Annotated in this window: 23 protein-coding genes; 8 read left to right on the top strand and 15 right to left on the bottom strand. The window is 63.4% G+C overall.

The genetic code is table 11. The features are described 5' to 3' along the window. Positions 1-81: 81 nt before the first annotated feature. Positions 82-1,458 carry a signal recognition particle protein gene (gene ffh / locus GEV39_RS04890; protein WP_009683441.1) on the bottom strand — a complete coding sequence of 459 codons (1,377 nt, stop codon included), beginning with the start codon at positions 1,456-1,458 and terminating at the stop codon, positions 82-84. A gap of 338 nt (positions 1,459-1,796) precedes the next feature. On the opposite strand from ffh, the gene GEV39_RS04885 reads away from it, so the two are divergent. The 3 genes from GEV39_RS04885 to GEV39_RS04875 all read left to right on the top strand — a co-directional run bounded on the left by GEV39_RS04885 (position 1,797) and on the right by GEV39_RS04875 (position 5,393). Then, a complete protein-coding gene (locus tag GEV39_RS04885) occupies positions 1,797-2,606 on the top strand; it encodes a cytochrome C assembly family protein (RefSeq protein WP_173887743.1) in 810 nt (269 codons plus the stop codon). Positions 2,607-2,615: 9 nt separating this feature from the next. Beyond that, positions 2,616-3,821, top strand: coding sequence for a transporter associated domain-containing protein (locus tag GEV39_RS04880; RefSeq protein ID WP_173887742.1), 1,206 nt, complete (start codon positions 2,616-2,618; stop codon positions 3,819-3,821). A 273-nt stretch (positions 3,822-4,094) separates the two neighbouring features. After that, positions 4,095-5,393, top strand: coding sequence for an MFS transporter (locus tag GEV39_RS04875; RefSeq protein WP_173887741.1), 1,299 nt, complete (start codon positions 4,095-4,097; stop codon positions 5,391-5,393). Between the two features lie 113 nt (positions 5,394-5,506). Here GEV39_RS04875 and purT read toward each other — a convergent pair whose 3' ends face one another. The 5 genes from purT to GEV39_RS04850 form a co-directional block, all read right to left on the bottom strand. Beyond that, positions 5,507-6,688, bottom strand: a complete 1,182-nt coding sequence (purT, locus tag GEV39_RS04870; protein ID WP_173887740.1) for a formate-dependent phosphoribosylglycinamide formyltransferase — start codon at positions 6,686-6,688, stop codon at positions 5,507-5,509. A gap of 76 nt (positions 6,689-6,764) precedes the next feature. Next, a complete protein-coding gene (locus GEV39_RS04865; RefSeq protein ID WP_173887739.1) occupies positions 6,765-7,232 on the bottom strand; it encodes a VUT family protein in 468 nt (155 codons plus the stop codon). Positions 7,233-7,434: 202 nt separating this feature from the next. After that, on the bottom strand, positions 7,435-7,629 hold the full coding sequence (locus GEV39_RS04860; protein ID WP_054914026.1) for a DUF1289 domain-containing protein: 195 nt from the start codon (positions 7,627-7,629) through the stop codon (positions 7,435-7,437). Then, positions 7,622-8,146: a gamma carbonic anhydrase family protein gene (locus GEV39_RS04855; protein ID WP_029885508.1), complete on the bottom strand. Its 525-nt coding sequence runs from the start codon at positions 8,144-8,146 to the stop codon at positions 7,622-7,624. The genes GEV39_RS04860 and GEV39_RS04855 overlap by 8 nt, the downstream gene beginning before the upstream one ends. 44 nt (positions 8,147-8,190) lie before the next feature. Then, a complete protein-coding gene (locus tag GEV39_RS04850; RefSeq protein WP_009683433.1) occupies positions 8,191-8,790 on the bottom strand; it encodes a CoA pyrophosphatase in 600 nt (199 codons plus the stop codon). Positions 8,791-8,914: 124 nt separating this feature from the next. Here GEV39_RS04850 and GEV39_RS04845 point away from each other — a divergent pair, with 124 nt between their 5' ends. The 3 genes from GEV39_RS04845 to GEV39_RS04835 all read left to right on the top strand — a co-directional run bounded on the left by GEV39_RS04845 (position 8,915) and on the right by GEV39_RS04835 (position 12,247). Further along, on the top strand, positions 8,915-9,466 hold the full coding sequence (locus GEV39_RS04845; RefSeq protein WP_029885510.1) for an NUDIX hydrolase: 552 nt from the start codon (positions 8,915-8,917) through the stop codon (positions 9,464-9,466). Positions 9,467-9,488: 22 nt separating this feature from the next. Further along, positions 9,489-10,043 carry a L,D-transpeptidase family protein gene (locus GEV39_RS04840; RefSeq protein ID WP_009683431.1) on the top strand — a complete coding sequence of 185 codons (555 nt, stop codon included), beginning with the start codon at positions 9,489-9,491 and terminating at the stop codon, positions 10,041-10,043. Positions 10,044-10,186: 143 nt separating this feature from the next. Further along, entirely contained in the window at positions 10,187-12,247 is a 2,061-nt protein-coding gene (locus tag GEV39_RS04835) for a PhoX family protein (protein WP_173887738.1), read from the top strand. Positions 12,248-12,366: 119 nt separating this feature from the next. Here the strand turns inward: GEV39_RS04835 and GEV39_RS04830 are convergent, their stop codons facing one another. Then, positions 12,367-12,678, bottom strand: a complete 312-nt coding sequence (locus tag GEV39_RS04830; RefSeq protein WP_009683429.1) for a YqfO family protein — start codon at positions 12,676-12,678, stop codon at positions 12,367-12,369. A gap of 3 nt (positions 12,679-12,681) precedes the next feature. Continuing rightward, positions 12,682-16,581, bottom strand: a complete 3,900-nt coding sequence (gene purL / locus GEV39_RS04825) for a phosphoribosylformylglycinamidine synthase (RefSeq protein WP_173887737.1) — start codon at positions 16,579-16,581, stop codon at positions 12,682-12,684. 287 nt (positions 16,582-16,868) lie between these two features. Between purL and mltF the strand changes: the two genes are divergently transcribed. Next, the gene (gene mltF / locus GEV39_RS04820) at positions 16,869-18,326 is read left to right on the top strand and encodes a membrane-bound lytic murein transglycosylase MltF (RefSeq protein ID WP_173887736.1); all 1,458 of its coding nucleotides are present in this window, start codon (positions 16,869-16,871) and stop codon (positions 18,324-18,326) included. A 90-nt stretch (positions 18,327-18,416) separates the two neighbouring features. Here mltF and tadA read toward each other — a convergent pair whose 3' ends face one another. From tadA to GEV39_RS04795, 5 genes are all read right to left on the bottom strand, one after another. Further along, positions 18,417-18,896, bottom strand: coding sequence for a tRNA adenosine(34) deaminase TadA (tadA, locus tag GEV39_RS04815; RefSeq protein WP_173887735.1), 480 nt, complete (start codon positions 18,894-18,896; stop codon positions 18,417-18,419). Then, positions 18,896-20,278: a multicopper oxidase family protein gene (locus GEV39_RS04810; RefSeq protein WP_173887734.1), complete on the bottom strand. Its 1,383-nt coding sequence runs from the start codon at positions 20,276-20,278 to the stop codon at positions 18,896-18,898. The genes tadA and GEV39_RS04810 overlap by 1 nt, the downstream gene beginning before the upstream one ends. Before the next feature lie 103 nt (positions 20,279-20,381). Further along, positions 20,382-21,827, bottom strand: a complete 1,446-nt coding sequence (locus GEV39_RS04805) for a M48 family metallopeptidase (RefSeq protein ID WP_173887733.1) — start codon at positions 21,825-21,827, stop codon at positions 20,382-20,384. A 12-nt stretch (positions 21,828-21,839) separates the two neighbouring features. Next, the gene (locus GEV39_RS04800) at positions 21,840-22,499 is read right to left on the bottom strand and encodes a hypothetical protein (RefSeq protein ID WP_173887732.1); all 660 of its coding nucleotides are present in this window, start codon (positions 22,497-22,499) and stop codon (positions 21,840-21,842) included. A gap of 19 nt (positions 22,500-22,518) precedes the next feature. After that, entirely contained in the window at positions 22,519-22,953 is a 435-nt protein-coding gene (locus GEV39_RS04795) for a hypothetical protein (RefSeq protein WP_173887731.1), read from the bottom strand. Positions 22,954-23,126: 173 nt separating this feature from the next. On the opposite strand from GEV39_RS04795, the gene GEV39_RS04790 reads away from it, so the two are divergent. Beyond that, positions 23,127-24,071, top strand: a complete 945-nt coding sequence (locus GEV39_RS04790) for a helix-turn-helix transcriptional regulator (protein WP_173887730.1) — start codon at positions 23,127-23,129, stop codon at positions 24,069-24,071. Positions 24,072-24,169: 98 nt separating this feature from the next. Here GEV39_RS04790 and GEV39_RS04785 read toward each other — a convergent pair whose 3' ends face one another. Continuing rightward, complete coding sequence (locus tag GEV39_RS04785) at positions 24,170-24,505, bottom strand: DUF6388 family protein (RefSeq protein WP_173887729.1); 336 nt, start codon at positions 24,503-24,505, stop codon at positions 24,170-24,172. Next, positions 24,490-25,461 (bottom strand): chemotaxis protein CheV, encoded by a 972-nt coding sequence (locus GEV39_RS04780; protein WP_173887728.1) that lies wholly within the window; start codon positions 25,459-25,461, stop codon positions 24,490-24,492. The genes GEV39_RS04785 and GEV39_RS04780 overlap by 16 nt, the downstream gene beginning before the upstream one ends. Positions 25,462-25,489 lie beyond the last annotated feature (28 nt).

The following is a 25,489-nucleotide window of genomic DNA, read 5'->3' as shown; positions in this document are numbered from 1 at the left end:
CCGCGAAATTCGCGGCCGTTGCCCCGCCATGGCGGGGTTCTGGGCGCCTGCCCGACGAAAGGCAGGCACCCGGAATACGTGTTACAGCTTGGGCATGCCGCCACCCGGGAGCATACCGCCCAGGCCGCGCATCATCTTGGCCATGCCGCCCTTGGCAGAGAACTTCTTCATCATCTTCTGCATCTGCTTGTGCTGCTTGATCAGCCGGCCGATGTCTTGCACCTGGGTACCGGAACCCAGCGCGATACGGCGCTTGCGCGAACCGCTGATCAGGTCAGGGTCGCGGCGCTCGGCCGGGGTCATGGAGTTGATGATCGCTTCCATCTGCTTGAACTGCTTCTCGGCCGCGCCCTGGGCGTTGCCCATCTGCGACAGGTTGACCCCGCCGATGCTCGGCAGCTTGTCCATCAGGCCACCCAGGCCGCCCATGTTCTTCATTTGCTGCAGCTGGTCGCGGAAGTCTTCGAGGTCGAAGCCCTTGCCCTTCTTCAGCTTCTTGGCCAGCTTGTCGGCCTTGGCCTTGTCGATGGTCTGCTCGGCCTGCTCGATCAGGCTGAGCACATCGCCCATGCCCAGGATGCGCGAGGCCACACGGTCGGGGTGGAACGGCTCGAGGGCCTCGGTTTTTTCACCCATACCGATGAACTTGATCGGCTTGCCGGTGATGGCACGCACCGACAGCGCAGCACCGCCACGGGCGTCACCGTCGACCTTGGTCAGTACCACGCCGGTCAGCGGCAGCGCCTCGCCAAAGGCCTTGGCGGTATTGGCGGCGTCCTGGCCGGTCATGGCGTCGACCACGAACAGGGTTTCGATCGGCTTGACCGCGGCGTGCAGCGCCTTGATCTCGGCCATCATGTCGGCATCGATGTGCAGGCGGCCGGCGGTGTCGACGATGACCACGTCGATGAACTTGAGCTTGGCTTCGCGGATGGCCGCTTCGGCAATGGCCACCGGCTTCTGGCTGATGTCGGACGGGAAGAAGGTGACACCGATGTCGTTGGCCAGGGTTTCCAGCTGCTTGATCGCCGCTGGGCGATAGACGTCGGCGGACACCACCATCACGCTCTTTTTCTTGCGCTCCTTGAGGAAGCGCGCCAGCTTGCCAGCGGTGGTGGTCTTGCCGGCACCCTGCAAACCGGCCATCAGTACCACGGCAGGCGGGGCGGCATTGAGCGCCAGGTCTTCGTTGGCCGCGCCCATGAGGCTTTCCAGCTCGGCCTGCACGATCTTGACGAACGCCTGGCCAGGGGTGAGGCTGCGCGACACCTCGGTGCCGACCGCACGGTCCTTGACGCTGTTGACGAAATCCTTGACCACCGGCAGGGCGACGTCGGCCTCGAGCAGGGCCATGCGCACTTCGCGCAGCGTATCCTTGATGTTGTCTTCAGTCAGCTTGGCCTTGCCGGTGACGTGGCGCAGCGTCTGTGACAGGCGGTCGGTCAGGTTTTCGAACATGGTGATCCTTTCAGGCCCAGTAAAGCCGAGGTTTGTCAGGCGCCTGCAGGGAAAAGCATACCCGCCAGGCACAGCAAGGCGGCGATTATAGCGAAGTGCGGCGGCGGCGCCCACCTTGGCTTCCGAGCGGCAAGCGGCAAGCGGCAAGCGGCAAGCTACAAGCTACAAGCTACAAGCTACAAGCTACAAGCTACAAGCTACAAGCAAGAGCCGAGGCGCGGGATGGCTGCTTTTTCTTGAAGCTTGCCGCTTAAAGCTTGCAGCTTAAAGCTTGCAGCTTCCAGCTTGCAGCTCACTATGCCAAACTCCGTCTCTTTAAGGCTCGCCAATCAGGACTTATGTTCTCCTCACCCAGCCTCGTTCCCAACCTGATCGCCGCCGGCCTTTATATAGCAGCGGCCATCTACCAGGGCTCATACCTCGCCCAAGGCCGCAAGGCCGACAAGCGCCTGCTTGGCCTGCTCGGTGCCGTTGCGGTGCTGGCCCAGGCCGGCGCACTGTTCTTTCAGCTGATCACCCCACTGGGCCTGAGCCTAGACTTCTTCAGCGCAGCCAGCCTGATCGCCGTGGCAGTGATTGCCCTGACCCTGCTCGCCTGTCTGCGCATACCGGTGGAAAACCTGCTGGTGCTGCTGTTCCCGCTGGGCGCGGTAACGGCCTTGCTGGCGCAGTTCGCGCCACCCGGCACGGTGCCACTGATCGACGAGGAGCCGGGCATTCTTGCGCACATCCTGTTGTCGATCCTGGCCTATGGGCTGTTCACCATTGCCGTGTTCCAGTCGCTGCTGCTGCTGCTGCAGGACCGCCAGCTGAAGAACAAGCACCCGTCCGGGCTGATCCGCAACTTCCCGCCGCTGCAAACCATGGAAAGCCTGTTGTTCGGCTTCCTCTGGGCCGGCTGGTGCCTGCTGTCGCTGTCGCTGATCTCCGGCTGGCTGTTCCTCGAAAACCTGTTCGCCCAGCACCTGGTGCACAAGACCTTGCTGGCCTGCGTTGCCTGGGTCGTATTCAGCGTGCTGCTGTGGGGGCGAACCCGCCTGGGTTGGCGCGGCCACAAGGCCATTCGCTGGACGCTGGCCGGTTTCTGCCTGCTGATGCTGGCCTATTTCGGCAGCAAGCTGGTTCGCGAATTCATTCTGCATATCTGACGGCCACCCATGGACACCCTGCCGTACGCACCGCTACTGGTCACGCTGGCATTGGCGCTGCTCTGGGCAGCGCTGTTCACTGCTGTGGACGTTGCGCGCCTGCAACTCACTGGCGCGCTACGCAGTGGCGATGATGGCCAGCCAGCGTTGCCCGCCCAGGCGCTGGTGCTGTGCGCCAGCCTCGGCAAACTGCTGGTCCTGGGCCTGGCGTGCCTGGTCGGGCAGCGCTACGACGGCGAACACGGCTTCTGGCTGGCCGGGCTGGCCGCTGCCGTGGCCTTGTTGGTGTTTGCCGAGTTCCTGCCGCGGCGCCTGGCGCGGCGCAACCCGCAAGCACTGGCCAGCCTTGGCATAAGCCTGCTGAAAGCGCCGTTGACGCTGCTGCAGCCGTTCGCCTGCCTGCTCGACGGCTGCGCCAAACTGATCTTGCGCCCGTTTCGCGCGCAACCGGCCGCAGTGCCCCTGCACCCGCAGGAAGATGACGACCTGGATGATGATGAGCGCCACGAAGCGCCCCGCCACGGCCTGCTCGACGGCCTGCAGGCGCTGGACAAGGTCACCGTCAATGACATCCTGGTGCCGCGCAGCGAAGTGGACGGCATTAACCTCGACGAGCCGATCGAGCGCATCATCGAACAGCTGATCGTCAGCCGCCACACCCGCCTGCCGGTGTACCACAACGACATCAACCAGGTTGAGGCGATCCTCAACACCAAGCTGATCAGCCATTTGCTGCTCAAGGCCGAGTTGACTTTGGAGGCGCTGCACGGGGCCTGCTACGAGCCGTATTTCGTGCCCGAAAGCACACCGCTGCAAATGCAACTGCTGAACTTCCATAAGCAGCAACGGCGCCTGGGTGTGGTGGTGGACGAGTACGGCGAAGTCCTGGGTATCGTCACCCTGGAAGACATTCTCGAAGAAATCGTCGGCGAGTTCGAAGACGAACAGAGCCTGGAAAACCCGCACGTGCATCCGCAGCCCGATGGCACATTCGTCATCGACGGCACTGCCTCGCTGCGTGAAATCAACCGCAGCCTTGGCTGGCACCTGCCCTGCGACGGCGGGCCGAAAACCCTGAACGGCCTGGTGACCGAAGCACTGGAAAGCATTCCCGAAAGTGCCGTTTGCCTGAAGATCGGCCGCTATCGCCTGGAGATCCTCGAAACCGAGGACAATTGTGCCAGCAAGGTACTGGTGTGGACCCTGGCGCGCTAGCTATACTCGTCCCACGCTTACCCAGCCCCGCCGCCACGCCTGCTACCCGCACCCGGCGTTTCACGGCCAGTCCGCCCCACTGACACGCCCCGCGGTCCTGCTTCCACACCCTGAACAGTGCCCGCCCCCGCCCCTATCCCCCTTGGGCTATCGTCAGTCGGGCGCACACAACAACAAAACGCTCCGGCGCCCGCGCCGCCGTGCCTGCCTTTGCAGCGCACCCGTCGTGGACCAAGCCCATGGAGCCGGACCAGACTGTTAGGGACCTATTTAATGACAAGCAGCACGTATGCCCAAGCCCCTGCGGCGCCGGTCAACTCGCCCGCGCGGGTCGCCACTGCCAGCTTCATTGGCACCGCCATCGAGTTCTACGACTTCTACGTTTACGCCACGGCGGCCGCCCTGGTCATCGGCCCGGTGTTTTTCCCCTCCGGCTCGGGCGCCGCACAGATGCTGGCGGCCTTCCTGACCTTTGGCATTGCCTTTCTTGCCCGGCCGCTGGGCTCGGCACTGTTCGGCCATTTTGGCGACCGGATCGGCCGCAAATCGACCCTGGTCGCCTCGTTGCTGCTGATGGGTGTGTCTACCACGGCCATCGGCGTGCTGCCGGGCTACGACAGCATCGGTGTATGGGCACCGATCATCCTTTGCCTACTGCGTTTCGGCCAAGGCCTGGGCTTGGGCGGCGAATGGGGCGGTGCGGCGCTGCTGGCTACTGAAAACGCCCCGGAGGGCAAGCGCGCCTGGTTCGGCATGTTTCCGCAATTGGGGCCATCGATCGGCTTCCTGGCGGCCAATGGCCTGTTTCTGACCCTGGCCCTGACCCTGAGCGACGAGCAGTTCCGTGAGTGGGGCTGGCGTATCCCGTTCCTGCTCAGCGCCGCCCTGGTGCTGGTAGGCCTGTATGTGCGCCTGAAGCTGGAGGAAAGCCCCGTGTTCGCCAAGGCTGTTGCCCGCCATGAGCGGGTGAAAATGCCGGTGGTCGACCTGTTCGCCAGGCACTGGCGCCCTACCCTGCTGGGCGCTGCCGCCATGGTGGTGTGCTATGCGCTGTTCTATATCTCGACCGTGTTCTCGCTGAGTTACGGCGTGACCACGCTGGGGTACAGCCGGGAGACGTTCCTCGGCCTGCTGTGCTTTGCAGTGGTATTCATGGCGCTTGCGACGCCGCTGTCGGCCTGGCTCAGCGACCGCTACGGGCGCAAGCCGGTGCTGATCGTCGGCGGCCTGCTGGCGGTGGCGTCGGGCTTTACCATGGAGCCTTTGCTGACCTCGGGCTCTACCGCCGGCGTGGCACTGTTCCTGGCCATCGAGCTGTTCCTGATGGGCGTGACCTTTGCGCCGATGGGGGCTTTGCTACCGGAGCTGTTCCCAACCCATGTGCGATACACCGGCGCTTCGGCGGCGTATAACCTGGGTGGGATTGTCGGCGCCTCGGCGGCCCCGTTCTTCGCCCAGAAGCTGGTGAGCATGGGCGGTTTGAGCTGGGTGGGGGGCTATGTGTCGGCAGCCGCAGTGATCAGCTTGATCGCTGTGCTGTGCCTGAAAGAGACCCGCAATACACAGCTGTGAGTCTCAAGCTGCAAGCTACAAGCTACAAGCTACAAGCTACAAGCTACAAGCTGCAAGCGACGCGCATTCTCTTGCAGCTTGAAGCTTGAAGCTTGAAGCTTGAAGCTTCCAGCTTAGAACTCGACCTTGACAGCCTGCGAAGCGCGGGTCGCCTTGGCCCGCGCCGCTTCAACCGACTCGTCGCGCGCCAGGCACACACCCATGCGGCGGGTACCGTTGATTTCCGGCTTGCCGAACAGGCGGATGGCAGTATCCGGCTCGCTCAAGGCTGCACCCAGGTCGGCGAAGCTGGTCTGCTGCGACTGCCCCTGCGGCAAGATCACCGCCGAGGCCGAAGGGCCGAACTGGCGCACCACCGGAATCGGCAGCCCGAGAATGGCACGGGCGTGCAGGGCGAACTGCGACAGGTCCTGGGAAATCAGGGTCACAAGGCCGGTGTCATGCGGGCGCGGCGAGACTTCGCTGAACCACACCTGGTCGCCTTTCACGAATAGCTCCACGCCAAACAGGCCCCGGCCGCCCAGCGCATCGGTGACCGCCTTGGCCACGCGCTGCGACTCGGCCAATGCTTTCTCGCTCATGGCCTGGGGCTGCCAGGACTCCTGGTAGTCGCCCTTCTCCTGGCGGTGGCCGACCGGTTCGAGGAAGGTGGTGCCCCCTACATGACGCACGGTCAGCAGGGTGATTTCGTAGTCGAAGTCGATGAAGCCCTCGACGATCACGCGGCCCTTGCCGGCGCGGCCGCCTTCCTGGGCATAGTCCCAGGCCTTCTGCAGGTCGGCGTCGCTGCGCAGCAGGCTCTGGCCCTTGCCCGACGAGCTCATGACCGGTTTGACCACGCACGGGTAGCCTACATCGGCCACGCCTTTGGCGAAGTCTTCGTAGGTGTCGGCGAAATGGTACGGCGAAGTTGGCAACTCCAGCTCTTCGGCGGCCAGGCGGCGAATACCTTCGCGGTTCATGGTCAGCTGGGTCGCGCGGGCGGTGGGCACCACGTTGAAGCCTTCGTTTTCCAGCTCGACCAGGGTGGCGGTGGCGATGGCTTCGATTTCCGGAACGATGTAGTGCGGCTTCTCGGCCTCGATCACGGCACGCAAGGCCACGCCATCGAGCATGTTGACCACGTGGCTGCGGTGCGCAACCTGCATGGCCGGGGCATTGGCATAGCGGTCGACGGCGATCACTTCGACGCCCAGGCGCTGCAGCTCGATCACCACTTCCTTGCCCAGCTCGCCACAGCCGCACAGCAATACACGGGTCGCAGTAGGCGACAAGGGGGTTCCGATACGGGTCATTTCAGGTCCTCGAAGGCATCCGGGGCCGCACCCGGCTTGGCGCGACCCGCTGAAAAAGGACCACTATTCTACACCATCAGCTGGCCGCAGCAGCCCGCCGGGCGCGAAATGCCATGGCCAGCCACACCGCGGTGACACCGGTGAACTTGGAGGCCATGGCCGTGCCGACCACAGCCGGGGCCAAGGCACCGATCATGCCGAAGAAGATGAAGGTGTCCACCGGAATGCTCAACGCCGAACTCAACCACAGGCGGTCACGCAGTGGCCGCCGGGTGACGCTGAACACCAGCCAGTCGATCAGTTCGGATATGAAGAACGCGGTGGCGCTGGCCAGGGCGATGGCCGGCTCCGAGGTCACATACGACAGCACCAACGCCCCCAGCATGGCGACCAGGGCGCCGTGGCCGAAGCGGGTTTGCACCATGTCGCGCAGGATGAACACCAGGCCGCCCCAGGCGGACCAGATGATGTCCAGGTGCGGAGCACTGGAGAAAGCGTAGTTGATCAGCACTACGCTGCTGATATAGGCAAGCAGATAGAACATGGCGGGTAATCTGTGGGCAAGCCGTACAGATTACCGTCGAGCCGTTCGCGGGTAAACCCGCTCCTGAAGATGATCCGTAACCCTCGAGGCTCATGCTGTACCTGTGGGAGCGGGCGTGCCCGCGAACACCGGCGCAGCCGGTGCCATGTACCGCGGTGGCGGTTTTGCGGGCATGCCCGCTCCCACAGGGTTCTGCATCAGACTAGAGGATCAGGCCAGCCTCTACAGCCCGTTCATGGCAACGCTTGAGCACCGCGCGGCGCTCGTCATTGTCCATCCGCCCCCAGCGGCCGATCTCGGCCACGCTACGCTGGCAGCCAGTGCAGATGTCCTGCTCGTCCAACGCACAGATGCTCACGCAGGGCGAGGCCACCGGCCGTTCCACAACATTACTCATCGTCAATTACCAACTCCCGCGCATAACGCCGGGCATTGTGCACGTAATGGGCGGCGCTGGCTTCCAGAAGGCGCTTCTGCTGTTCGGTCAGCTCGCGCACCACCTTGCCCGGCGACCCCATCACCAGCGAACCGTCAGGAATTTCCTTGCCTTCGGGAATGAGCGCGTTGGCGCCAATGATGCAATGCTTGCCAATACGCGCGCCATTGAGGATCACCGCATTGATGCCGACTAGGCTGTAGTCACCGACCGTGCAGCCATGCAGCATGGCATTGTGACCGACGGTCACGCCCTTGCCCAAGGTCAGCGGCGACCCCATGTCGGTGTGCATCACCGTGCCGTCCTGCACGTTGCTGTCTTCGCCGATGTCGATCAGCTCGTTGTCGCCGCGCAGCACTGCGCCAAACCACACACTGGCATTGGCTTGCAGGCGCACGTTGCCGATCAGCGTGGCGTTAGGTGCGGCCCAACTGGTGGGGTGGCTCTCGACCCGCAGGTCGCCCAGGCGGTACTTCATGCTTGCTCCTCAGGCTGGAACGCAGACGACGGGGTTGGCCCGGCTCAGTTTTCGATGTACCGCTCAGGGGGTTGATGCAAGCTGATGCCGGCATCGAACAGCAGGTTGACCAGTTCGACGATCATGATCGCCGACAAGCCCCAGATCTTGTATTCGCCATAGCGATAGCTGGGTACATACCAGCTGCGGCCTTGGTAATCGATACGGTGGGTATGGTCACGCGGGTCCTGGCGGAAAAATTCCAGCGGCACGGTGAATACTGCCGCGATCTCGGCGTCGTTGGCGCGGTATTCGACGAAGTCGGGGATAACGCCGACGAATGGTGTCACTTTCAAGCCATGCAGTGAAATCAGCGGGCTGAGCGGGCCGACCACCTCCACCAGACCCGGCGGCAGGCCGATTTCTTCTTCGGCTTCGCGCAGCGCGGTGAACACCAGGTCCGGGTCTTCCGGGTCGCGGCGGCCTCCGGGAAAAGCCACTTCACCGCCATGGGTGGACAGCCCCTGGGCGCGCAGGGTCAAGACCAGTTCGGGCGCTTCGCTACGGGTAATGGGCAAAAGAACCGCCGCTTCGGGGAACCGCCGGTCGGTTTCCAGTGACGCGGGTTGGTGGTTGCTCATTCGGCGAAGTAGCTCGTCCAGCATTGCGCACGCTCGTATCCAAGGCCTGCCTTGCATGATGCACCAAAGCCGCGTGGCACCCAAGCCCCCGCGCTTGCGGCGCGCCTGCGGCCGCGCCAAGATAGCCCGGAACATAAAGGATAGTGCCATGAACTACTGCAGCGCGTGCGGCCACCCGGTCACCCTGCGGATCCCCGAAGGCGACAGCCGCCTGCGGTATGTCTGCGAGGCTTGCCAGACCATCCACTACCAGAACCCCAACGTCGTCGCCGGCGTGCTGCCCACCTGGGGCAGCCAGGTGCTGCTGTGCCGCCGCGCCATCGAGCCGCGCCGCGGTTTCTGGACCCTGCCCGCCGGTTTCATGGAGAACGGCGAAACCCTCGACCAGGCCGCCCGTCGCGAAACGGTGGAGGAAGCCTGCGCCCGGGTCGGCGCAACCAGCCTGTACCAGCTGTTCGACCTGCCGCACATCAACCAGGTGCATGTGTTCTTCCGCGCCGAACTGGCAGACCTGGATTTCGCTGTGGGCGTCGAGAGCCTGGAGGTGCGGCTGTTCGAGGAACACGAGATTCCCTGGGGTGAGCTGGCTTTCCGCACAGTCACGCGCACACTAGAATGCTACTATCGCGACCGCATCGGGGCGCACTACCCCATAGGCCATGAATACCTGCCGCCGATGCTCGTTTCACCCAATACCTAGACGCCTTCAGGGATACCGTTACATGCGCTGGTTGCTTGCCATTTTCTGCCTTTGCGTTACCTCGGTGTCCCAGGCGGCATTTACCGAGACCATCATTCGCAAGCCTGTGCAGGCCGCGCCATCCCCGTCGCCCTCGCAGCAGGCGATGCAACCGCTGATCGATAAGGTGCTGGTGATCAAGTCCGAGCGGCGCCTGCAATTGATCAGCCGTGGCGAGCCGCTGAAGACCTACCGCATTTCCCTGGGCAAGCAGCCCAAGGGCGCCAAGCAGCGCGAGGGCGACAAGAAGACCCCAGAGGGCCTGTACTGGCTGGACTGGCGCAAGCAGAGCGATCGCTTCAACCTGGCCATGCACATCAATTACCCGAACAGCAACGATGCCGCCCGCGCTACCCGTGAAGGGGTGAGTGCCGGCAGCATGATCATGATCCACGGCACACCGATCAACGATGAATACCCGGAATGGTATTTCCACACCCTGGACTGGACCGATGGCTGCATTGCCATGCGTAACCGTGACATGCAGGAGGTGTGGAACCTGGTACGCGATGGGACGTTGATCGAAATCCGGCCCTGAGCCCTACCAGCGCAGCCACGCAGGCCAGGCAATGCCGGGAGCCGGTTGCTTTAAAAGCTCGTTAACATTTCTGCCAACGAATCATCATATTTGCGCCTTATAGTCGCGGTTTGTTTCAACCCAGCGAGTACAAGGACACTCTGATGAGTCGAGATACCGGCGACAATCTGGACCGGAACCACAGCGGCAACCTGCCGATGGCCTCTGTCATGGACGTCTACCTCAGCCGCCGCAGTGTGATGCGCGGCAGCCTGGGCGCAGCCATCGCCATGATCGCCGGTACAGGCCTGGCAGGCTGCTTCGACAGCGGCGGCTCCGCCAACGATGATCCGCTCACCCAGCCGCCCGTTACCGAGCCGGAAAAGCCGAAAATGGCGCTGGGCTTCCAGTCCATCCCCGGATCGCGCACCGACGCCTGCGCAGTCGCCGCCGGCTACAGCGCCTACGTGCTCGCCCCATGGGGTACGCCGCTGAACAGCAACGCCAAGCCGTGGCGAGCCGATGGCAGCAATACCTCGACCGATCAAGCCAACGCCATGGGCATGCACCATGACGGCATGCATTTCTTCCCCATCAACGGCAGCTCGGAAGACGGCCTGCTGGCGATCAACTTCGAGTACATCGACACTGCCGCCCTGCACCCGGCCGGCCCAACGACCGATATCAATGGCAAACGCCCGGCCGAAGAAGTGCGCAAGGAAATCAACGCCCACGGCGCTGGCGTGGTGCGCTTGCAGAAAACCGATGGCCGCTGGCAGGTGGTCGACAACGACCCGCTCAACCGCCGCTTCACCACCGCATCGCGCATGGCCATCAGCGGCCCGCTGCGTGGCACCGAACACGTCAAGACCAAGTACTCCCCCGCCGGCACCCACTGCCGAGGCACCAACAACAACTGCGGCAACGGCTATACGCCTTGGGGCACCTACCTCACCTGTGAAGAAAACTGGCCGGGCATTTTCGTCAACAAGGGCACCCGCCCTGAAGACCAGCAGCGCATTGGCGTGGGCACTTCCAGCGGCCAGTTCAAATGGGAAAGTGCAGCCGGCGACGCCGGCGAGGAAGCCGACGAGTTCGCCCGTTTCGACGTGACCGCCAAGGGCGCCAGCGCCACCGACGACTACCGCAACGAAGCCAGCACCTACGGCTACATCGTCGAGATCGACCCTTACGACAGCAGCACCCTCGCCACCAAACGTACCGCACTGGGCCGCTTCCGCCACGAAGGCTGCGCCCCGGGCCTGCCGGTGCCGGGCAAGCCACTGGTGTGGTACATGGGTGACGACTCCAACAACGAATACGTGTACAAGTGGGTGTCCAGCGCCGTGTGGGATGCCGCCGATGCCAACCCGGCCGACCGACTGGCCACTGGTGCCAAGTACCTGGACCAAGGCAAGCTGTACGTCGCCCGCTTCAATGCCGACGGCACTGGCGTCTGGCTGCTGCTGGACGTGACTACCCCCACCACTGGCGGGGGCACCTTGGGCGCGCTGTACGGTGACCTGCCGGGCATCCTGCTCAACACCCGGGGTGCCGGCGATGCCGTGGGCGCAACGCCAATGGACCGCCCGGAGTGGACCACGGTCAACCCGCTGAACGGCGACGTGTACCTGACCCTGACCAACAACAGTGCGCGCACCCCGGAGAAAGCCGATGCCGCCAACCCGCGCGGGCCGAACCGCCATGGCCATATCATCCGCTGGCACGACAGCGACGACCAGTTGAGCTTCGCCTGGGACATCTTCGTGTTTGGCGCCAACGCGGCCGGCACCGCCGACATCAACCGTTCCGGCCTCACCGAACTGAACCAGTTCGCCAGCCCGGATGGCATGAGCTTCGATAGCCGTGGCGTGCTGTGGTTCGAGACCGACAACGGCGAAAGCACTGTCACCGACTACACCAACGACCAGCTACTGGCGGTGATCCCTACCGACCTGGTGGACGCCAGCGGCAAACAGGTGCCGGTGAACGCGCAGAACCAGGTGGACCTGCGGCGCTTCTTCGTTGGCCCGAATGGTTGCGAAGTGACCGGGATTACCTTTACCCCGGACAACAAGACGCTGTTCGTCAACATTCAGCACCCAGGGAACTGGCCATGCACCGACAACGCTACGGATGTGACGCCAGCGGGTACCAAGGTACGGCCGCGGGCTGCGACGGTGGTGATTCAGCGGGTTGATGGCGGGGAGATCGGCACCGTCTGACCGGTGTGGTACAGCCAGCCTTGCGCTGGCTTTACTGGCCTGTTCGCGGGCACGCCCGCTCCCACAAGTTGTGTAACCCCTGTGGGAGCGGGCGTGCCCGCGAATAGCCCTGATGCGGTCTAGAACTCGGCGAGCCGCCACACCTCATAGGCTGGCGCCTCGTACGGGTGGCTTTGCTTGAGCGCAGCGACGACCTGGGCTACCAGCTCGTCTGCCACCACCAGCTCCACCTTCCACTCTTCCACCACCTCGACCCGGCCAGTTTGCCCGAGAAACGGCTGGCTGCCGTCCAGCGGGCGAAACTGGCCCTGGCCCAGGGTTTGCCAGGCGCAGTGGTCATAGTCGCCGATGCGCCCGCCACCGGCGGCGAACACAGCGGCCTTGACCACGTCGACATGGCTGGCGGGGACGAAGAAGGCGAGCTTGTACACGCCTTAGTTCACCCACACCCGCGCATTGCGGAACATGCGCATCAGCGCGGCATCTTCGTGCCACTCGTCAGGGCGCCAGGAGTTCTGCACGGCGCGGAACACACGCTCCGGGTGCGGCATCATGATGGTCACGCGACCGTCGCGGCTGGTGAGGCCGGTGATACCGCGCGGCGAGCCGTTCGGGTTGGCCGGGTAGGCTTCGGTGACCTTGCCGTGGTTATCGACATAGCGCAGGGCCACGCAACCGGACATGTCGGCGGCCAGCAGCGCTTCTTCGCTGGCGAACTCGGCATGGCCTTCACCGTGGGCGATGGCGATCGGCATGCGCGAACCGGCCATGCCTTGCAGGAAGATCGAGTTGGACTTCTGCACTTCGACCATGGCCACACGTGCCTCGAACTGCTCCGAGCGGTTGCGCACGAAGTGCGGCCAGTGCTCGGTGCCCGGGATCAGCTCGTGCAGGTTGGACATCATCTGGCAACCGTTGCACACGCCCAAGGCGAAGCTGTCGGTACGCTCGAAGAAGGCCTGGAAGGCATCACGGGCGCGGCTGTTGAACAGCGCCGACTTGGCCCAGCCCTCACCGGCGCCCAGCACGTCCCCGTAGGAGAAACCACCGCAGGCCACCAGGCCCTTGAAGGCCTCGAAGTCGACGCGGCCGGCAAGGATATCGCTCATGTGCACGTCGATGGCGGCGAAGCCGGCGCGGTCGAAGGCTGCAGCCATTTCAACCTGGCCGTTGACGCCCTGCTCACGCAGGATGGCCACTTGCGGGCGCACGCCTTTCTTGATGTACGGTGCGGCGATGTCGTCGTTGACGTCGAAGCCCAGCTTGACCGACAGGCCCGGGTTGTCTTCCTCCAGCAGCAGGTCGAATTCCTGGTCGGCGCAGTCGGCGTTGTCGCGCAGGCGCTGGATCTGGTAGCTGGTCTCGGCCCACTGGCGCTGCAGCATGCGGCGGTCGTCGTCGAACAGCACTTCGCCATTGAGGCTGATGGACACTTCGGCGTTGTTGACCGGCTTGCCGATCACCGCCACGCAACCTTCGCCCAGGCCAGCGGCGCTGAACTGTGCCAGTACGTCGGGGGTGGCGTCCTGGCGAACCTGAATGACCGCCCCCAGCTCTTCGTTGAACAGAATGGCCGCCACATCGGCCTTGCTGTCTGTCAGCGGGTCGAGGTGCAGGTCCAGGCCGCAGTGGCCGGCAAAGGCCATTTCCAGCACGGTGGCGGCCAGGCCGCCATCGGAACGGTCGTGGTAGGCCAGCAGGTGGCCATCTTCGTTCAGGCCCTGGATCACGGCGAAGAAGGCCTTGAGGTCTTCGGCGTCGTCGACATCCGGTGCCTGGGCCGCGATCTTGCCGTAGGTCTGGGCCAGGATCGAGGCGCCCATACGGTTCTTGCCGCGGCCGAGGTCGACCAGGATCAGGTCGGTTTCACCCTTGTCCATGCGCAGTTGCGGGGTCAAGGTCTTGCGAATATCGGTGACCGGGGCGAAGCCGGTGATGATCAGCGACATCGGCGAGGTCACGCTCTTCTCGACGCCCTCGTCGCTCCACTTGGTTTTCATCGACATGGAGTCTTTGCCGACCGGAATGGTAATGCCCAGCTCTGGGCACAGCTCCATGCCGACCGCCTTGACGGTGTCGTACAAGCGCGCGTCTTCACCTGGGTGGCCGGCAGCGGACATCCAGTTGGCCGACAGCTTGACGTCGGACAGTTTCTCGATGCGCGATGCCGCCAGGTTGGTCAGCGTTTCGCCAATGGCCATGCGGCCGGATGCCGGGGCGTCCAGCAAGGCCAGCGGGGTTCGCTCGCCCATGGCCATGGCTTCACCGGTGTACACATCGAAGCTGGTGGCCGTGACGGCGCAGTCGGCAACCGGAACCTGCCACGGGCCGACCATCTGGTCGCGGGCAACCAGGCCGGTGATGGTGCGGTCGCCGATGGTGATCAGGAAGCTCTTGCTGGCCACTGCCGGGTGGTTCAGCACGCGCTGCACGGCGCTGTCCAGGTCCAGCTCGCTTGGGTCGAAATCATCGCCCAGCTCGGCTTCACGGGTGACCGAACGGTGCATGCGCGGCGGCTTGCCCAGCAGCACGTCGAGGGGCATGTCCACCGGGGTGTTGCCGAAGTGGCTGTCGCTGACGGTCAGGTGCTTTTCTTCGGTGGCTTCACCGACTACGGCAAACGGGCAACGCTCGCGCTCGCAAATGGCCTTGAAGCGCTCGAAGTCGACGGCACTGACGGCCAGCACGTAGCGCTCCTGCGACTCGTTGCTCCAGATTTCGTGCGGGGCCATGCCCGGCTCGTCGTTGGGCACGTTGCGCAGCTCGAAGCGGCCACCACGGCCGCCGTCGTTGACCAGCTCCGGGAAGGCATTGGAGATGCCGCCGGCGCCCACGTCGTGAATGAAGGCGATAGGGTTGGCATCGCCCAGTTGCCAGCAGCGGTCGATGACCTCCTGGCAACGGCGTTCCATTTCCGGGTTTTCGCGCTGTACCGAGGCGAAGTCCAGGTCAGCGGAGCTGGCGCCGGTGGCCACCGACGAAGCAGCGCCGCCGCCCAGGCCGATCAGCATGGCCGGGCCACCGAGCACGATCAGCTTGGCGCCGACCGTGATCTCGCCCTTCTGCACGTGGTCTTCCCGGATGTTGCCCATGCCGCCTGCGAGCATGATCGGCTTGTGATAACCGCGTACTTCTTCACCGTGCGGGGTGTTGATGGCCTGCTCGAAGGTACGGAAATAGCCGGTCAGCGCCGGGCGACCGAATTCGTTGTTGAAAGCAGCACCGCCCAATGGGCCTTCGATCATGATGTCGAGGGCGTCGACGATCCGCTCTGGCTTGCCGTAGGCCTGCTCCCAGGGCTGCTCGAAGCCCGGAATGCGCAGGTTGGACACGGTGAAACCGGTCAGGCCCGCCTTGGGCTTGGCGCCACGGCCAGTAGCACCTTCGTCACGGATTTCGCCACCCGAGCCGGTGGACGCACCGGAGAACGGGGCGATGGCGGTCGGGTGGTTGTGGGTTTCCACCTTCATGAGGATGTGCACCGGCTCCTGCACCGCGCCGTACTGGCGGGTTTCAGGGTTCGGGAAGAACCGGCCGGCAACGTTGCCGACGATCACCGAGGCGTTGTCCTTGTATGCAGACAGCACACCTTCGTTGTGCATCTGGTAGGTGTTCTTGATCATGCCGAACAGGCTTTTTTCCTGCGCCTGGCCGTCGATGTCCCAACTGGCGTTGAAGATCTTGTGGCGGCAGTGCTCGGAGTTGGCCTGGGCGAACATCATCAGTTCGATGTCGTTCGGGTTGCGCTTGAGGCCCTGGAAGGCATTGACCAGGTAGTCGATTTCGTCTTCGGCCAGGGCCAGGCCGAGGTCGATGTTGGCCTTGGCCAGCGCCTCGCGGCCGCCGCCGAGGATATCGACCGAGGTCATCGGCTTGGGCTGGGCGTGGCTGAACATGTCAGCGGCCTGCTCCAGCTGGCCGAGCACGCGCTGGGTCATGCGGTCGTGCAGCTCGGCGGCGATCAGGGCGGCGTCAGCGTCGCTCAGCTCGCCGGCAACGTAGTAGGCGATACCACGCTCCAGGCGCTGGATCGCCTGCAGGCCGCAGTTGTGAGCGATGTCGCTGGCCTTGCTGGCCCATGGCGAGATGGTGCCCAGGCGCGGTACGACCAGGAACAGGCGGCCGCTCGGCTCCTGTACCGGCACGCTCGGGCCGTACTTGAGCAGACGGCCCAGCACCTGCTGCTGGTCGGCGGTCAGTTCGCCTTCAACATCGGCGAAGTGGGCAAATTCGGCATACAAACCAGTAACAGCGGGGACTTTCTGGCTCAGTTGCTCGAGTAATTTACCGTGGCGAAAGGCAGAAAGGGCAGGAGCGCCGCGCAGGATCAACATCGTCGGGACAGCCTCAGGAAGGGGTGTGCTTAGAGGCCGTGCATTCTAGCCTAATTCGTTGGCTTTCGGCACCCGCCCTAAGCCATGGCTGCCGGGCGGCGGAACCGGACTTTGGGGTCAAAAAAAGCGACAAGCCGCAAGCTGCAAGCCACAAGAAAAAACATGCCCTGCCCGGCTGCTTTTTCTTGTGGCTTGCAGCTTGAAGCTTGCAGCACATAATCCGCTACCAGACAACCTAACAGTTGTCGAGATATGGTTGCGCCGGTCCTTTGCGTATACTGCAAGCTATGTTCGCCCACACTGCTTTGCGCCAGCGTTGCGCCAAATGGCTCCTCGCAACCGGACTCTTTCTGCTGCTCGGTGCCTGCGTTGAAAAACCCAGCACCCTCGAGCGCGTGAAGGAGGACGGCGTGCTGCGCGTGATCACCCGCAACAGCCCGGCCACCTACTTCCAGGACCGCAACGGCGAAACCGGCTTCGAGTACGAACTTGTCCAGCATTTCGCCGATGATCTCGGCGTAAAACTGCAGATCGAAACCGCCGACAACCTCGACGAACTATACGATTCGCTCGGCAAACCTGCCGGCCCGGTGCTGGCCGCGGCCGGCCTGGTCAGCAGTGAACGGCGCAAGGCCCAGGTGAAATACTCGCATCCCTACCTGGAAGTCACCCCGCAGGTGGTCTATCGCAACGGCCGCCCACGCCCGACCAACGCCAAGGGCCTGGTCGGCAAGAAAATCATGGTGCTCAAGGGCAGCAGCCATGCCGACCTTCTGGCCGAGCTGAAAAAGCAGAACCCGGGCCTGGAATATGAAGAGTCCGATGCGGTCGAGGTGGTCGACCTGCTGCGCATGGTCGATGAGGGCCAGATCGACCTGACCCTGGTCGACTCCAACGAACTGGCGATGAACCAGGTCTACTTCCCCAACGTGCGGGTTGCCTTCGATGTGGGCGATACCCGTGATCAACGCTGGGCAGTCGCGGCCGGTGAAGACAACAGCCTGCTCAACGAAATCAATGAATTTCTCGACAAGGCGCAGAAAAACGGCACCCTGCAGCGCCTGAAGGACCGCTACTACGGCCATGTCGATGTTCTGGGCTACGTGGGCGCCTACACCTTTGCCCAACACCTGCAGCAACGCCTGCCCAAGTACGAGAAGCACTTCAAGAGCTACGCCAAGGTCGAGCAGGTGGACTGGCGCCTGCTGGCGGCCATTGGTTACCAGGAATCGATGTGGCAGCCGGAGGTCACCTCCAAGACCGGCGTGCGCGGCCTGATGATGCTGACCCAGCGCACTGCCCAGGCGATGGGCGTATCCAACCGCCTGGACCCGCGGCAGAGCATCCAGGGGGGCGCCAAGTACTTCATGAAAATCAAGGAAGAGCTCGACGACAGCATCAAGGAGCCCGACCGCACCTGGTTCGCCCTGGCTGCCTACAACGTGGGCAGCGGCCACCTGGAAGACGCCCGTACCCTGGCCAAGCGCGAAAAGCTCAACCCGAACAAGTGGCTGGATGTGAAGAAGATGCTGCCGCGCCTGTCGCAGAAACAGTGGTACCGGCAGACCAAGTACGGCTATGCCCGCGGTGGCGAGCCTGTGCACTTCGTGGCCAACATCCGCCGCTACTACGACATCCTCACCTGGGTCACCCAGCCGCAGCTCGAAGGCCAGGTCGCCGAAGGCAACCTGCATGTGCCTGGTGTGAACAAGGACAAGCCGGCGGACCAGTCACCCCCGATGTGAGCCTGTGCGGCCTGTTCGCGGGCACACCACAAGCCTGAGGGGGTGGGATTCCTGTGGGAGCGGGCGTGCCCGCGAACAGGCCGGGCCAGGCTAGCCCTTGGCCCGGCGGGCCTTGAAGAAATCGCTGAGGATCTGCCCACACTCCTGCGCCAGCACCCCGCCCTCCACCATCACCCGGTGGTTGAGAAAGCCCTGGCCGAAGAACTGCCCCTGGCTTTGCACGATCCCCGCCTTGGGCTCCAGCGCGCCAAACACCACCCGCGTCACCCGTGAATGTACGATCAGGCCTGCACACATGCTGCACGGTTCCAGCGTGACGTACAGGGTGCTGCCTGGCAGGCGGTAGTTGCTGGCCGCCTTGGCCGCCGCCCGAATCGCCACCATCTCGGCATGGGCACTGGGGTCGCTGTCGATGATCGGCCGGTTGAAACCCTGGCCGATCACCTGGCCATGCTGCACCAGCACGGCCCCCACCGGTACCTCGCCCAGCGTTGCACCCTCGGCTGCCAGCGACAACGCCAGGCGCATGAATTCCTGATCGCGGCTGCGATCGATGATCTGCGGGCGCATCAGACCACCGCGATAGCGGCCATCAGGCCGGTTTCCATGTGGTCGATGACGTGGCAGTGGAACATCCAGGTGCCCGGGTTATCCGCCACAAGGGCCACCTGGGCGCGCTCGTTCTTGCCCAGCAGGTAGGTGTCGGTGAACCACGGTTCCTTGATGTCGTGCCGGTTGGAGGCGATCACCTTGAAACTCATGCCATGCAGGTGGATCGGGTGCTGGTACTGGGTCATGTTCTTCAACTCGAAGATGTAGCTTTTGCCTTTTTGCAGCGTGGCGATGGGGCGGTCGGCGCAGGTCTTGTCGGTGATGTCCCAGGCTTGGCCGTTGATTTGCCAAAGGCTCGGTGGCTTGTCCTGGTCGGAGGTGACCGAAACCTTCGCCGCCCATTCGAAATTGAAGTTGAGCTTTTCGGCATTCTCCAGGTCCGGTTCGGCTATCGGGTTGGCCGGCAGCGCTGGCGGCCAGTCCCCCGGGGCATCGGTACTGGCCACCGAGCGCAGGGTGCCCAGGCGCACGAAGCCATCGCGCAGGGAGATTTCCTCCCCCGCCTGGGGAATGCGGATAGCCAGGCAGATGCGCATGCCAGGGCCGAGCCAGTAGTCGTCCTCCAGGGGGCGAGGGGTCACCGGGTTACCATCGAGCGCGTAGATCCGGGCCTCGCAGTTGCCCTTGAGGTTCACCCGGTAAGTCCAGGTGTTGTCCAGGTTCAGCAGACGCACGCGCACCACCTGCCCGGCCGGCAATTCGGTGACCGCGTCAGCCTGGCCGTTGATGGTGATCAGGCGCCCGGCGGTGCCGTTGCGCGCGGCCTCGCGCGGGATACTGAACGGCAGCCAGCCACCCTCCTCGTCCACGTGCCAGTTCTTCAGGCTGAGTGTGCGCTCATGCCGGAAGCCGGTGGGCTCGCGCTCCTCGACGATCAGCGGGCCGACCAGGCCACGGCCCAGCTCTTCGGAACTGCTGACATGAGGGTGATACCAGTAGCTGCCCGCATCCGGTACGCGGAACTTGTAGTCGAAGTACTCGCCTGGCTTGACCGGCAGTTGCGAAACATAAGGCACGCCGTCCATTTCCAGCGGCAGGCGGATACCGTGCCAGTGGATGGTGGTTTCCACCGGTAGGTGGTTGATGAAGCGCACCCGCAGCCAGGTGCCTTGGCGCACACGCAATTCGGTGCCCGGTGCAGAGGGCCCGAACGCCCAGGCCTCGGTCTTGAAGCCCGGCACCAGCTCGACGTCAAGCGGCGCGGCGATCAGCTCGTAGTCATGGCCGGCGTTGTCGTCCTCGACCTTGCCCAGCCAGTAACGCGCCGCGCCACCGGCGCCCAGGCCAACCACAACCAGGCCGGTCAGGCCCTTGAGCATTTGTCGACGGGTGAAGGACATCGGTGCGGGTACCTCGTGTTCGGTGCGATCAAGCTGCCAGCCTCGGCTGACGATGAAGGGCGAATACGATACACCTGCAAATGGGAAATATTAAGTGAAGTCTCTAGAGACCCTGGCGTTCCGCTTCCACGGCGCCGCCACACAACTGATTGAACCACTGCCGGTCATGGTCGCCAGGTTGGCGCATGGCAGCCTGCAGCAGTGCACCGTCCAGCCTGACGCGAAGATTGTCGAGGCGCGCAGCCAGTGGCGGATGGGAGTCGAATGGATGGGGCATGGTCAGGCCCAGCACGTCCTCATCCAGCCGCAACGGCACGCGCTGCAAATGCCGGGGCAGCGCTGCCAGCAGGCCCTGGCCGCCGCACTCGTGCAGCAAGGCATCGACCACGCTGCCCAGGGCGATCGCCCGCAACAACGCCTGCATGAACAGCTCCGGCCCGGCCACTTCGGCACCGGCCCGGTCAGCCAGCAATTCCTGCTCACGCCCCCAGTGATGGACCGCGACCTGAAAATGGTGCAGGAACTGGCCGGCTGCCCATACCACCGGGCGAGCGACCCAGGCGGCGCCGCGCTCAGCGTCGACCAGGGTCGAGAACTGGGCGCGCATCAAGCTGAAGCGTGCATTGGTTGCACTGCCCTGCTCCGTGTCGCGGCTACGAAAATGGCCAAGCTCATGGCCAATGATCGCGGCGGCTTCCCGCTGGCTCAAGGCGCCGAGACACGGTAACGACAGGTACAAGGTTCGGCCATTGAGTACCGACTGACCGGGCTGCAGCACGACTGGAACGCTGGTGACGAAAAAGCTTTGGTCGATGCCGACCACGATATTGTCCGGTACTGGCGCACGCAACTGCGTGGCCAGGCCCTCAACCCATTGCCAGAGCGCCGGAGCTCCCTGACGGTGAAGCTGTCGGCCGAGAAAGCTCGCCTTCGACGCCCCGATGCGCGGCCATTGCTGGCGCATTCGCCAGGCGGTACGCAGGCACACGAGCAGTAATGACGCCAGCGGCAGCACCACGATCAGCACGGTAAACCCGCCCTGTGCCGCATGGCTGAAGCCGGCGCTGACTTCATACAGCAGCAGAAGGCCCAGCGAGCCAGCCAGCAGCCCCATGTAGACGCTTAGCCAACGCCCCAGCACCCGCCAGCTGGCGGTCATGCGCTGGTGCAGGTAATGCGCCGAGCGCAAGGCCCGCCAGGCGTCGTACCTGAGCCTGAGCCAAGCGCCGATGCCAGCGACCATCGCGCCCCATGCCAACCAGCCGCCGACACCGGCCAGCGTTCGACGCACGCTAAGCCAGTGGCGGTCGGTATCAAGTTCATCCAACTGCCGTTGCAGCACTTCACGCGTGTCCAGCCGCCCAGCCAGCTCCTTGCGCGCCGCCCAAGGCAGTGTGCGCAACAAGTCCTCGCTGGGCGTTGCCAGCCACTGCCGGATGATCCGCGCCTGCTCTTGCGCCGTCTCGGCCCGCCATTGCTGCACGCCGCCCCAGCCGACCAGCAGCAGCGGCAACAGCAGCATGACCAGGCCCCAACCCAGGCGCCTCATTGCAGCGCCCCGCTATACATCTACCTGCATCAGCTCCAGTTGCCGTTGGGCATGGGCCGCATTGCGGTAAGCCGCCAACAGCTCGAGCACTTCGTCGTGCCCCAGTTTGCGACCCTTCAAGGCCAGGCCGGCAGACATGATGCGAATCTGCGGTCGCGGCTTTTTCAGGGCCATCGCCTGGTTTCCGAAAAACTGCAGCTTGACCACGCGATGCTTAGGCAGCGCAGCTTCGCTGCTCATCTCCAGCGTCTGTACCATGACCAGGCCTTCGTCCTTGACCGCAATGTCCTCGACTTCAGCCATGTCGACAGGCGCGTCCAGGGTATCGACGAACAGTTGTCGGCGAGTCAGGCGCATGAACACCTGCGTGCCGGCGTTGCGGTGTTGCCAGGTCACCGCCGCCGCCATGCACACCACGAACAGCACCAGTGCGACCGCGCCCAGGCGTTGCGGGTTGAACGTGGTGACCAGCAGAATCAGGGCGCCTACCAGCAGTATCGGCCCCCAGACTTTGTAGCGCCGGGAGTTGGTGAATTCGCTTTGCTCCGGGACGCGCTCGATTACCTGTTTGAGTTCGGCAACCACCCGCTCGCGCTGGGCGGCACGGGCTTGCTCATAGTCTTCGCCAAGCGCGCCGGAAAGGTCGGCCAGCGGATCGTCGGGTTTAGCCATGATCAGATGTGCTCCCCGTTCACTGCTGCTTGGCCAGGTAATCGGTCAGAAAAGCCTGCGCATCACCTTGGTGCGACAGCCCCTCGGAGTAGCCAACCGGCAATGGTTGCGGCTCACCCGGCAGGTAGAGCTCGTCGCCCCAGCCGCCCCGCACGATCAACACGACGAACTTGTTGCCATCTACCGTCGTCCAGTAGCGGGTGTCCTTGGCGGTTTTCTCGACCTGCATTTTCTGAATGCGCATGTTCCAGTCGTGATCGACGCCTTCGACCTGGACCAGCGCCTCATTGGCGGCCCGCTCGCCAATGCGCAGCGTCCATACCTTGACGCCCTCGGTGCCCATATAGGCTTTGACCTGTTCGGCTACTGCAGGCCGTTGTTCGGCGTGTGCCTGGCCTAGCCAAAGCGTGAGCGATGCCACCAGCAAGGCAGCCCATTTACGATAAGCGAACATTTTTTCCACCATGATGCGAAACGATCGATCATTGAAAACAGCTACACCGGCACTGCCAACCCCTGTGGCCGGTTCGCACAAAAGATGGGCCGCCGCGCACAATGGCTATTGCCAAAAATGTGCGCGCGTTACCATTTACGCTCATGCCGCCGCCAACCAAGGACGTAGCGCCCATGCGATCGACCAGCCCCTACCTGGACACTTGCTTTTCCTTCGACAGCCCCGGCTCGCTCGCCGAGGCCGGCGTGCTGGACAGCGGCAAGGCGCAGATCATGGGGCGTGCAACCGGGCATTATCGGGCGCAGACCGTGCACGCGGGGCTGCAGTACTTCGATTGCAACCTGCAGTTTCCCGAGCCGTTGCAAATCGACAAACTGCTGCCGCAAAGCCTGTGCATCGTTCACGTGTTCGACGGTGCCTGGCAGCACAAGGTCGACGGCACGCTCAACCATTACGCACCCGGCCACTTGCACCTGCTGGGCCTGGGCGAAAGCTTGGAAGCGCAGGACCAGTTGCCTGCAGACAGCCATGCGCGCATGGCTGGTGTACGCATTGCCGGCGACTATCTGCACGAGCTGGCGCGGGACGATGCGCAATTGCTACCCCTGCTGACCTTGACCGCAGACGGCATGCGCTTCGATCAACTCCCCCAATGCCCCGCCGTCAGCCGCTTGCTGCAGCAGCTGTACCTGTCACCCTATACCGGTGGGCTACGGCGCCTGCATTGCGAAAGCCTGAGCGTGGCCGTGGTGCTGGAGCTGGCGCGCCACTTGATCGGCCCTGTACAAGGCACGAAAAACCCGGACCGCGGGCTGCGCGACCTGGCCATCGAAGCGCGGCGCCTGCTCGACACCCAACTGGCCACCCCTCCCACCGCCGCCAGCCTTGCACGCCAGCTGGGCGTGGGCGAGACCACCTTGCGCCGGGCGTTCCGCGACGAATTCGGCCGGCCTATGCTGCAGTACGTGCGCCAGCAACGCCTGGAGCAGGCCCGCACCCTGCTGCTGGAAAGGCGCTGGCAGGTGTCGCAGGTGGCCTACCATGTCGGTTATGCCAACCCTGCCAATTTCTGCCATGCCTACAAGGCCTATTTCGGCCACCCGCCTGGCAGCGAATAGCCGGTGGCGGTACATCAACAGGGCCGGGCAAGCGGAACGCATGGGGTGAAGTCCGATTACCCCGAACGCATAAACATTCTTTCACAGGCTCACTGAAGCTATAACTTGGTTGACTGAGGTGCAGTCACTAATAAGCAGTATTCCTCCCACTCCATCTCGAGCATGGTTGCAAGTTGGGCATGAGCAACCAACAGCGCGCTGCTGAATTGTTCGACGCTTCGAGAGGCGCAGATCACTTCCAACTCCCACTGAGCAATGTGCAGCTGGCGTGCGACCTGACCCATGCGTTCTTCCCGGTGAACGGGAGGCGTGACGCCGTCGTCCATAAGACGCTCGAGCTTGTTCAGCCCATAACTGTGCGCCACCATGGCGGCCAAGTGACACGCGACATCTGGACAATAAGGGGCACGGACATCTTTTAGAAACTCGAACATGGCTGACGTGCCTCTTCGAACGAACGCTGTAAAGCGGATTCCCGAATACGGTCCATTACCAAACCTGCCAACTCGTCAGGTTGAAACTTGGCGAGAAACTGGTTTGCGCCGACTTTCTTCACCATGTTTTCATTGAATGCGCCGGAAAGAGAGGTGTGCAGCACGATGTGCAAGTCCGACAAATGCGGGTTTGCGCGGACCTCGGCGGTAAGTGTGTAGCCATCCATCTCCGGCATCTCGATGTCGGAGATCACCATCAGCAGGTCCTGGGGCTGGTGCAACCGCCCCTCAACCATCTCGTGCAGCAATGAAAGGGCTTGACGGCCGTCATTACAGGTCAAAACCTGTACCCCCACTGCCTGCAGACAACGGCTGACCTGCCTTCGGGCCACCGAAGAGTCATCGACAACAAGTACCCGGAAGCGGTTTGCCTGCTGCCGAATGGCTTCATCGATCTTACCGTCGCTGAGGCATTCCGAGGCAGGTGAAACCTCGTTGAGCACTTTCTCCACATCAATGATCTCCACCAGCTCACCTTTCATATTGGTGACGGCAGTGAGGTAATTATTTCGGCCACTACCTCTAGGAGGGGGATGAATACCCTCCCAGTTCAGATTGACGATGTGTTCGACGGCGCTGACCAGAAAGCCCTGCGTGCGGCCATTGTACTCAGTGACGATCACGTAGGCATTTTCGCGGTCACGCAGCGCCAGCAGTCCGGTGGCGTGCGCCAGGTCAAGAATTGATATTGCCTTGCCGCGGACAGTCGCTACGCCGCATACCACGTGGTGAGCCCCTGGCAGGTGTGACAGTGGCGGACATTTGAGTATTTCTCGTACCTTGAACACATTGATACCGTAGAGTTGCTTATCGTCAAAACGAAACAGCAATAGTTCCAATCGGTTTTTACCAGCCAGTTGCGTCCGGCTGTCGACGGTTTCCAATAGACCGGCCATTTTCCACCTCCTAGATGCAGCTGGGCAT

This window comes from Pseudomonas sp. NY5710 (assembly GCF_013305665.1).
Lineage (GTDB): Bacteria > Pseudomonadota > Gammaproteobacteria > Pseudomonadales > Pseudomonadaceae > Aquipseudomonas > Aquipseudomonas juntendi.
The sequence above is the reverse complement of the archived record's forward strand: the minus strand, read 5'-3'. Positions and strand labels throughout refer to the sequence as shown.

What these genes read in the sequence shown, in the direction of transcription:
- GEV39_RS04855 (WP_029885508.1), bottom strand. Translation starts at nt 8,146, where the DNA reads ATGAAGTACCGCCTGGGCGACCTGCGGGTCGAGAGCCACCCCACCAGT.
- GEV39_RS04875 (WP_173887741.1), top strand. Translation starts at nt 4,095, where the DNA reads ATGACAAGCAGCACGTATGCCCAAGCCCCTGCGGCGCCGGTCAACTCG.
- GEV39_RS04810 (WP_173887734.1), bottom strand. Translation starts at nt 20,278, where the DNA reads ATGTCCTTCACCCGTCGACAAATGCTCAAGGGCCTGACCGGCCTGGTT.
- GEV39_RS04860 (WP_054914026.1), bottom strand. Translation starts at nt 7,629, where the DNA reads ATGAGTAATGTTGTGGAACGGCCGGTGGCCTCGCCCTGCGTGAGCATC.
- GEV39_RS04840 (WP_009683431.1), top strand. Translation starts at nt 9,489, where the DNA reads ATGCGCTGGTTGCTTGCCATTTTCTGCCTTTGCGTTACCTCGGTGTCC.
- GEV39_RS04800 (WP_173887732.1), bottom strand. Translation starts at nt 22,499, where the DNA reads ATGGCTAAACCCGACGATCCGCTGGCCGACCTTTCCGGCGCGCTTGGC.
- mltF (WP_173887736.1), top strand. Translation starts at nt 16,869, where the DNA reads ATGTTCGCCCACACTGCTTTGCGCCAGCGTTGCGCCAAATGGCTCCTC.
- GEV39_RS04805 (WP_173887733.1), bottom strand. Translation starts at nt 21,827, where the DNA reads ATGAGGCGCCTGGGTTGGGGCCTGGTCATGCTGCTGTTGCCGCTGCTG.
- GEV39_RS04785 (WP_173887729.1), bottom strand. Translation starts at nt 24,505, where the DNA reads ATGTTCGAGTTTCTAAAAGATGTCCGTGCCCCTTATTGTCCAGATGTC.
- GEV39_RS04885 (WP_173887743.1), top strand. Translation starts at nt 1,797, where the DNA reads ATGTTCTCCTCACCCAGCCTCGTTCCCAACCTGATCGCCGCCGGCCTT.
- GEV39_RS04845 (WP_029885510.1), top strand. Translation starts at nt 8,915, where the DNA reads ATGAACTACTGCAGCGCGTGCGGCCACCCGGTCACCCTGCGGATCCCC.
- purT (WP_173887740.1), bottom strand. Translation starts at nt 6,688, where the DNA reads ATGACCCGTATCGGAACCCCCTTGTCGCCTACTGCGACCCGTGTATTG.
- GEV39_RS04865 (WP_173887739.1), bottom strand. Translation starts at nt 7,232, where the DNA reads ATGTTCTATCTGCTTGCCTATATCAGCAGCGTAGTGCTGATCAACTAC.
- GEV39_RS04795 (WP_173887731.1), bottom strand. Translation starts at nt 22,953, where the DNA reads ATGTTCGCTTATCGTAAATGGGCTGCCTTGCTGGTGGCATCGCTCACG.
- purL (WP_173887737.1), bottom strand. Translation starts at nt 16,581, where the DNA reads ATGTTGATCCTGCGCGGCGCTCCTGCCCTTTCTGCCTTTCGCCACGGT.
- GEV39_RS04850 (WP_009683433.1), bottom strand. Translation starts at nt 8,790, where the DNA reads ATGCTGGACGAGCTACTTCGCCGAATGAGCAACCACCAACCCGCGTCA.
- GEV39_RS04835 (WP_173887738.1), top strand. Translation starts at nt 10,187, where the DNA reads ATGAGTCGAGATACCGGCGACAATCTGGACCGGAACCACAGCGGCAAC.
- GEV39_RS04790 (WP_173887730.1), top strand. Translation starts at nt 23,127, where the DNA reads ATGCGATCGACCAGCCCCTACCTGGACACTTGCTTTTCCTTCGACAGC.
- GEV39_RS04780 (WP_173887728.1), bottom strand. Translation starts at nt 25,461, where the DNA reads ATGGCCGGTCTATTGGAAACCGTCGACAGCCGGACGCAACTGGCTGGT.
- ffh (WP_009683441.1), bottom strand. Translation starts at nt 1,458, where the DNA reads ATGTTCGAAAACCTGACCGACCGCCTGTCACAGACGCTGCGCCACGTC.
- GEV39_RS04880 (WP_173887742.1), top strand. Translation starts at nt 2,616, where the DNA reads ATGGACACCCTGCCGTACGCACCGCTACTGGTCACGCTGGCATTGGCG.
- tadA (WP_173887735.1), bottom strand. Translation starts at nt 18,896, where the DNA reads ATGCGCCCGCAGATCATCGATCGCAGCCGCGATCAGGAATTCATGCGC.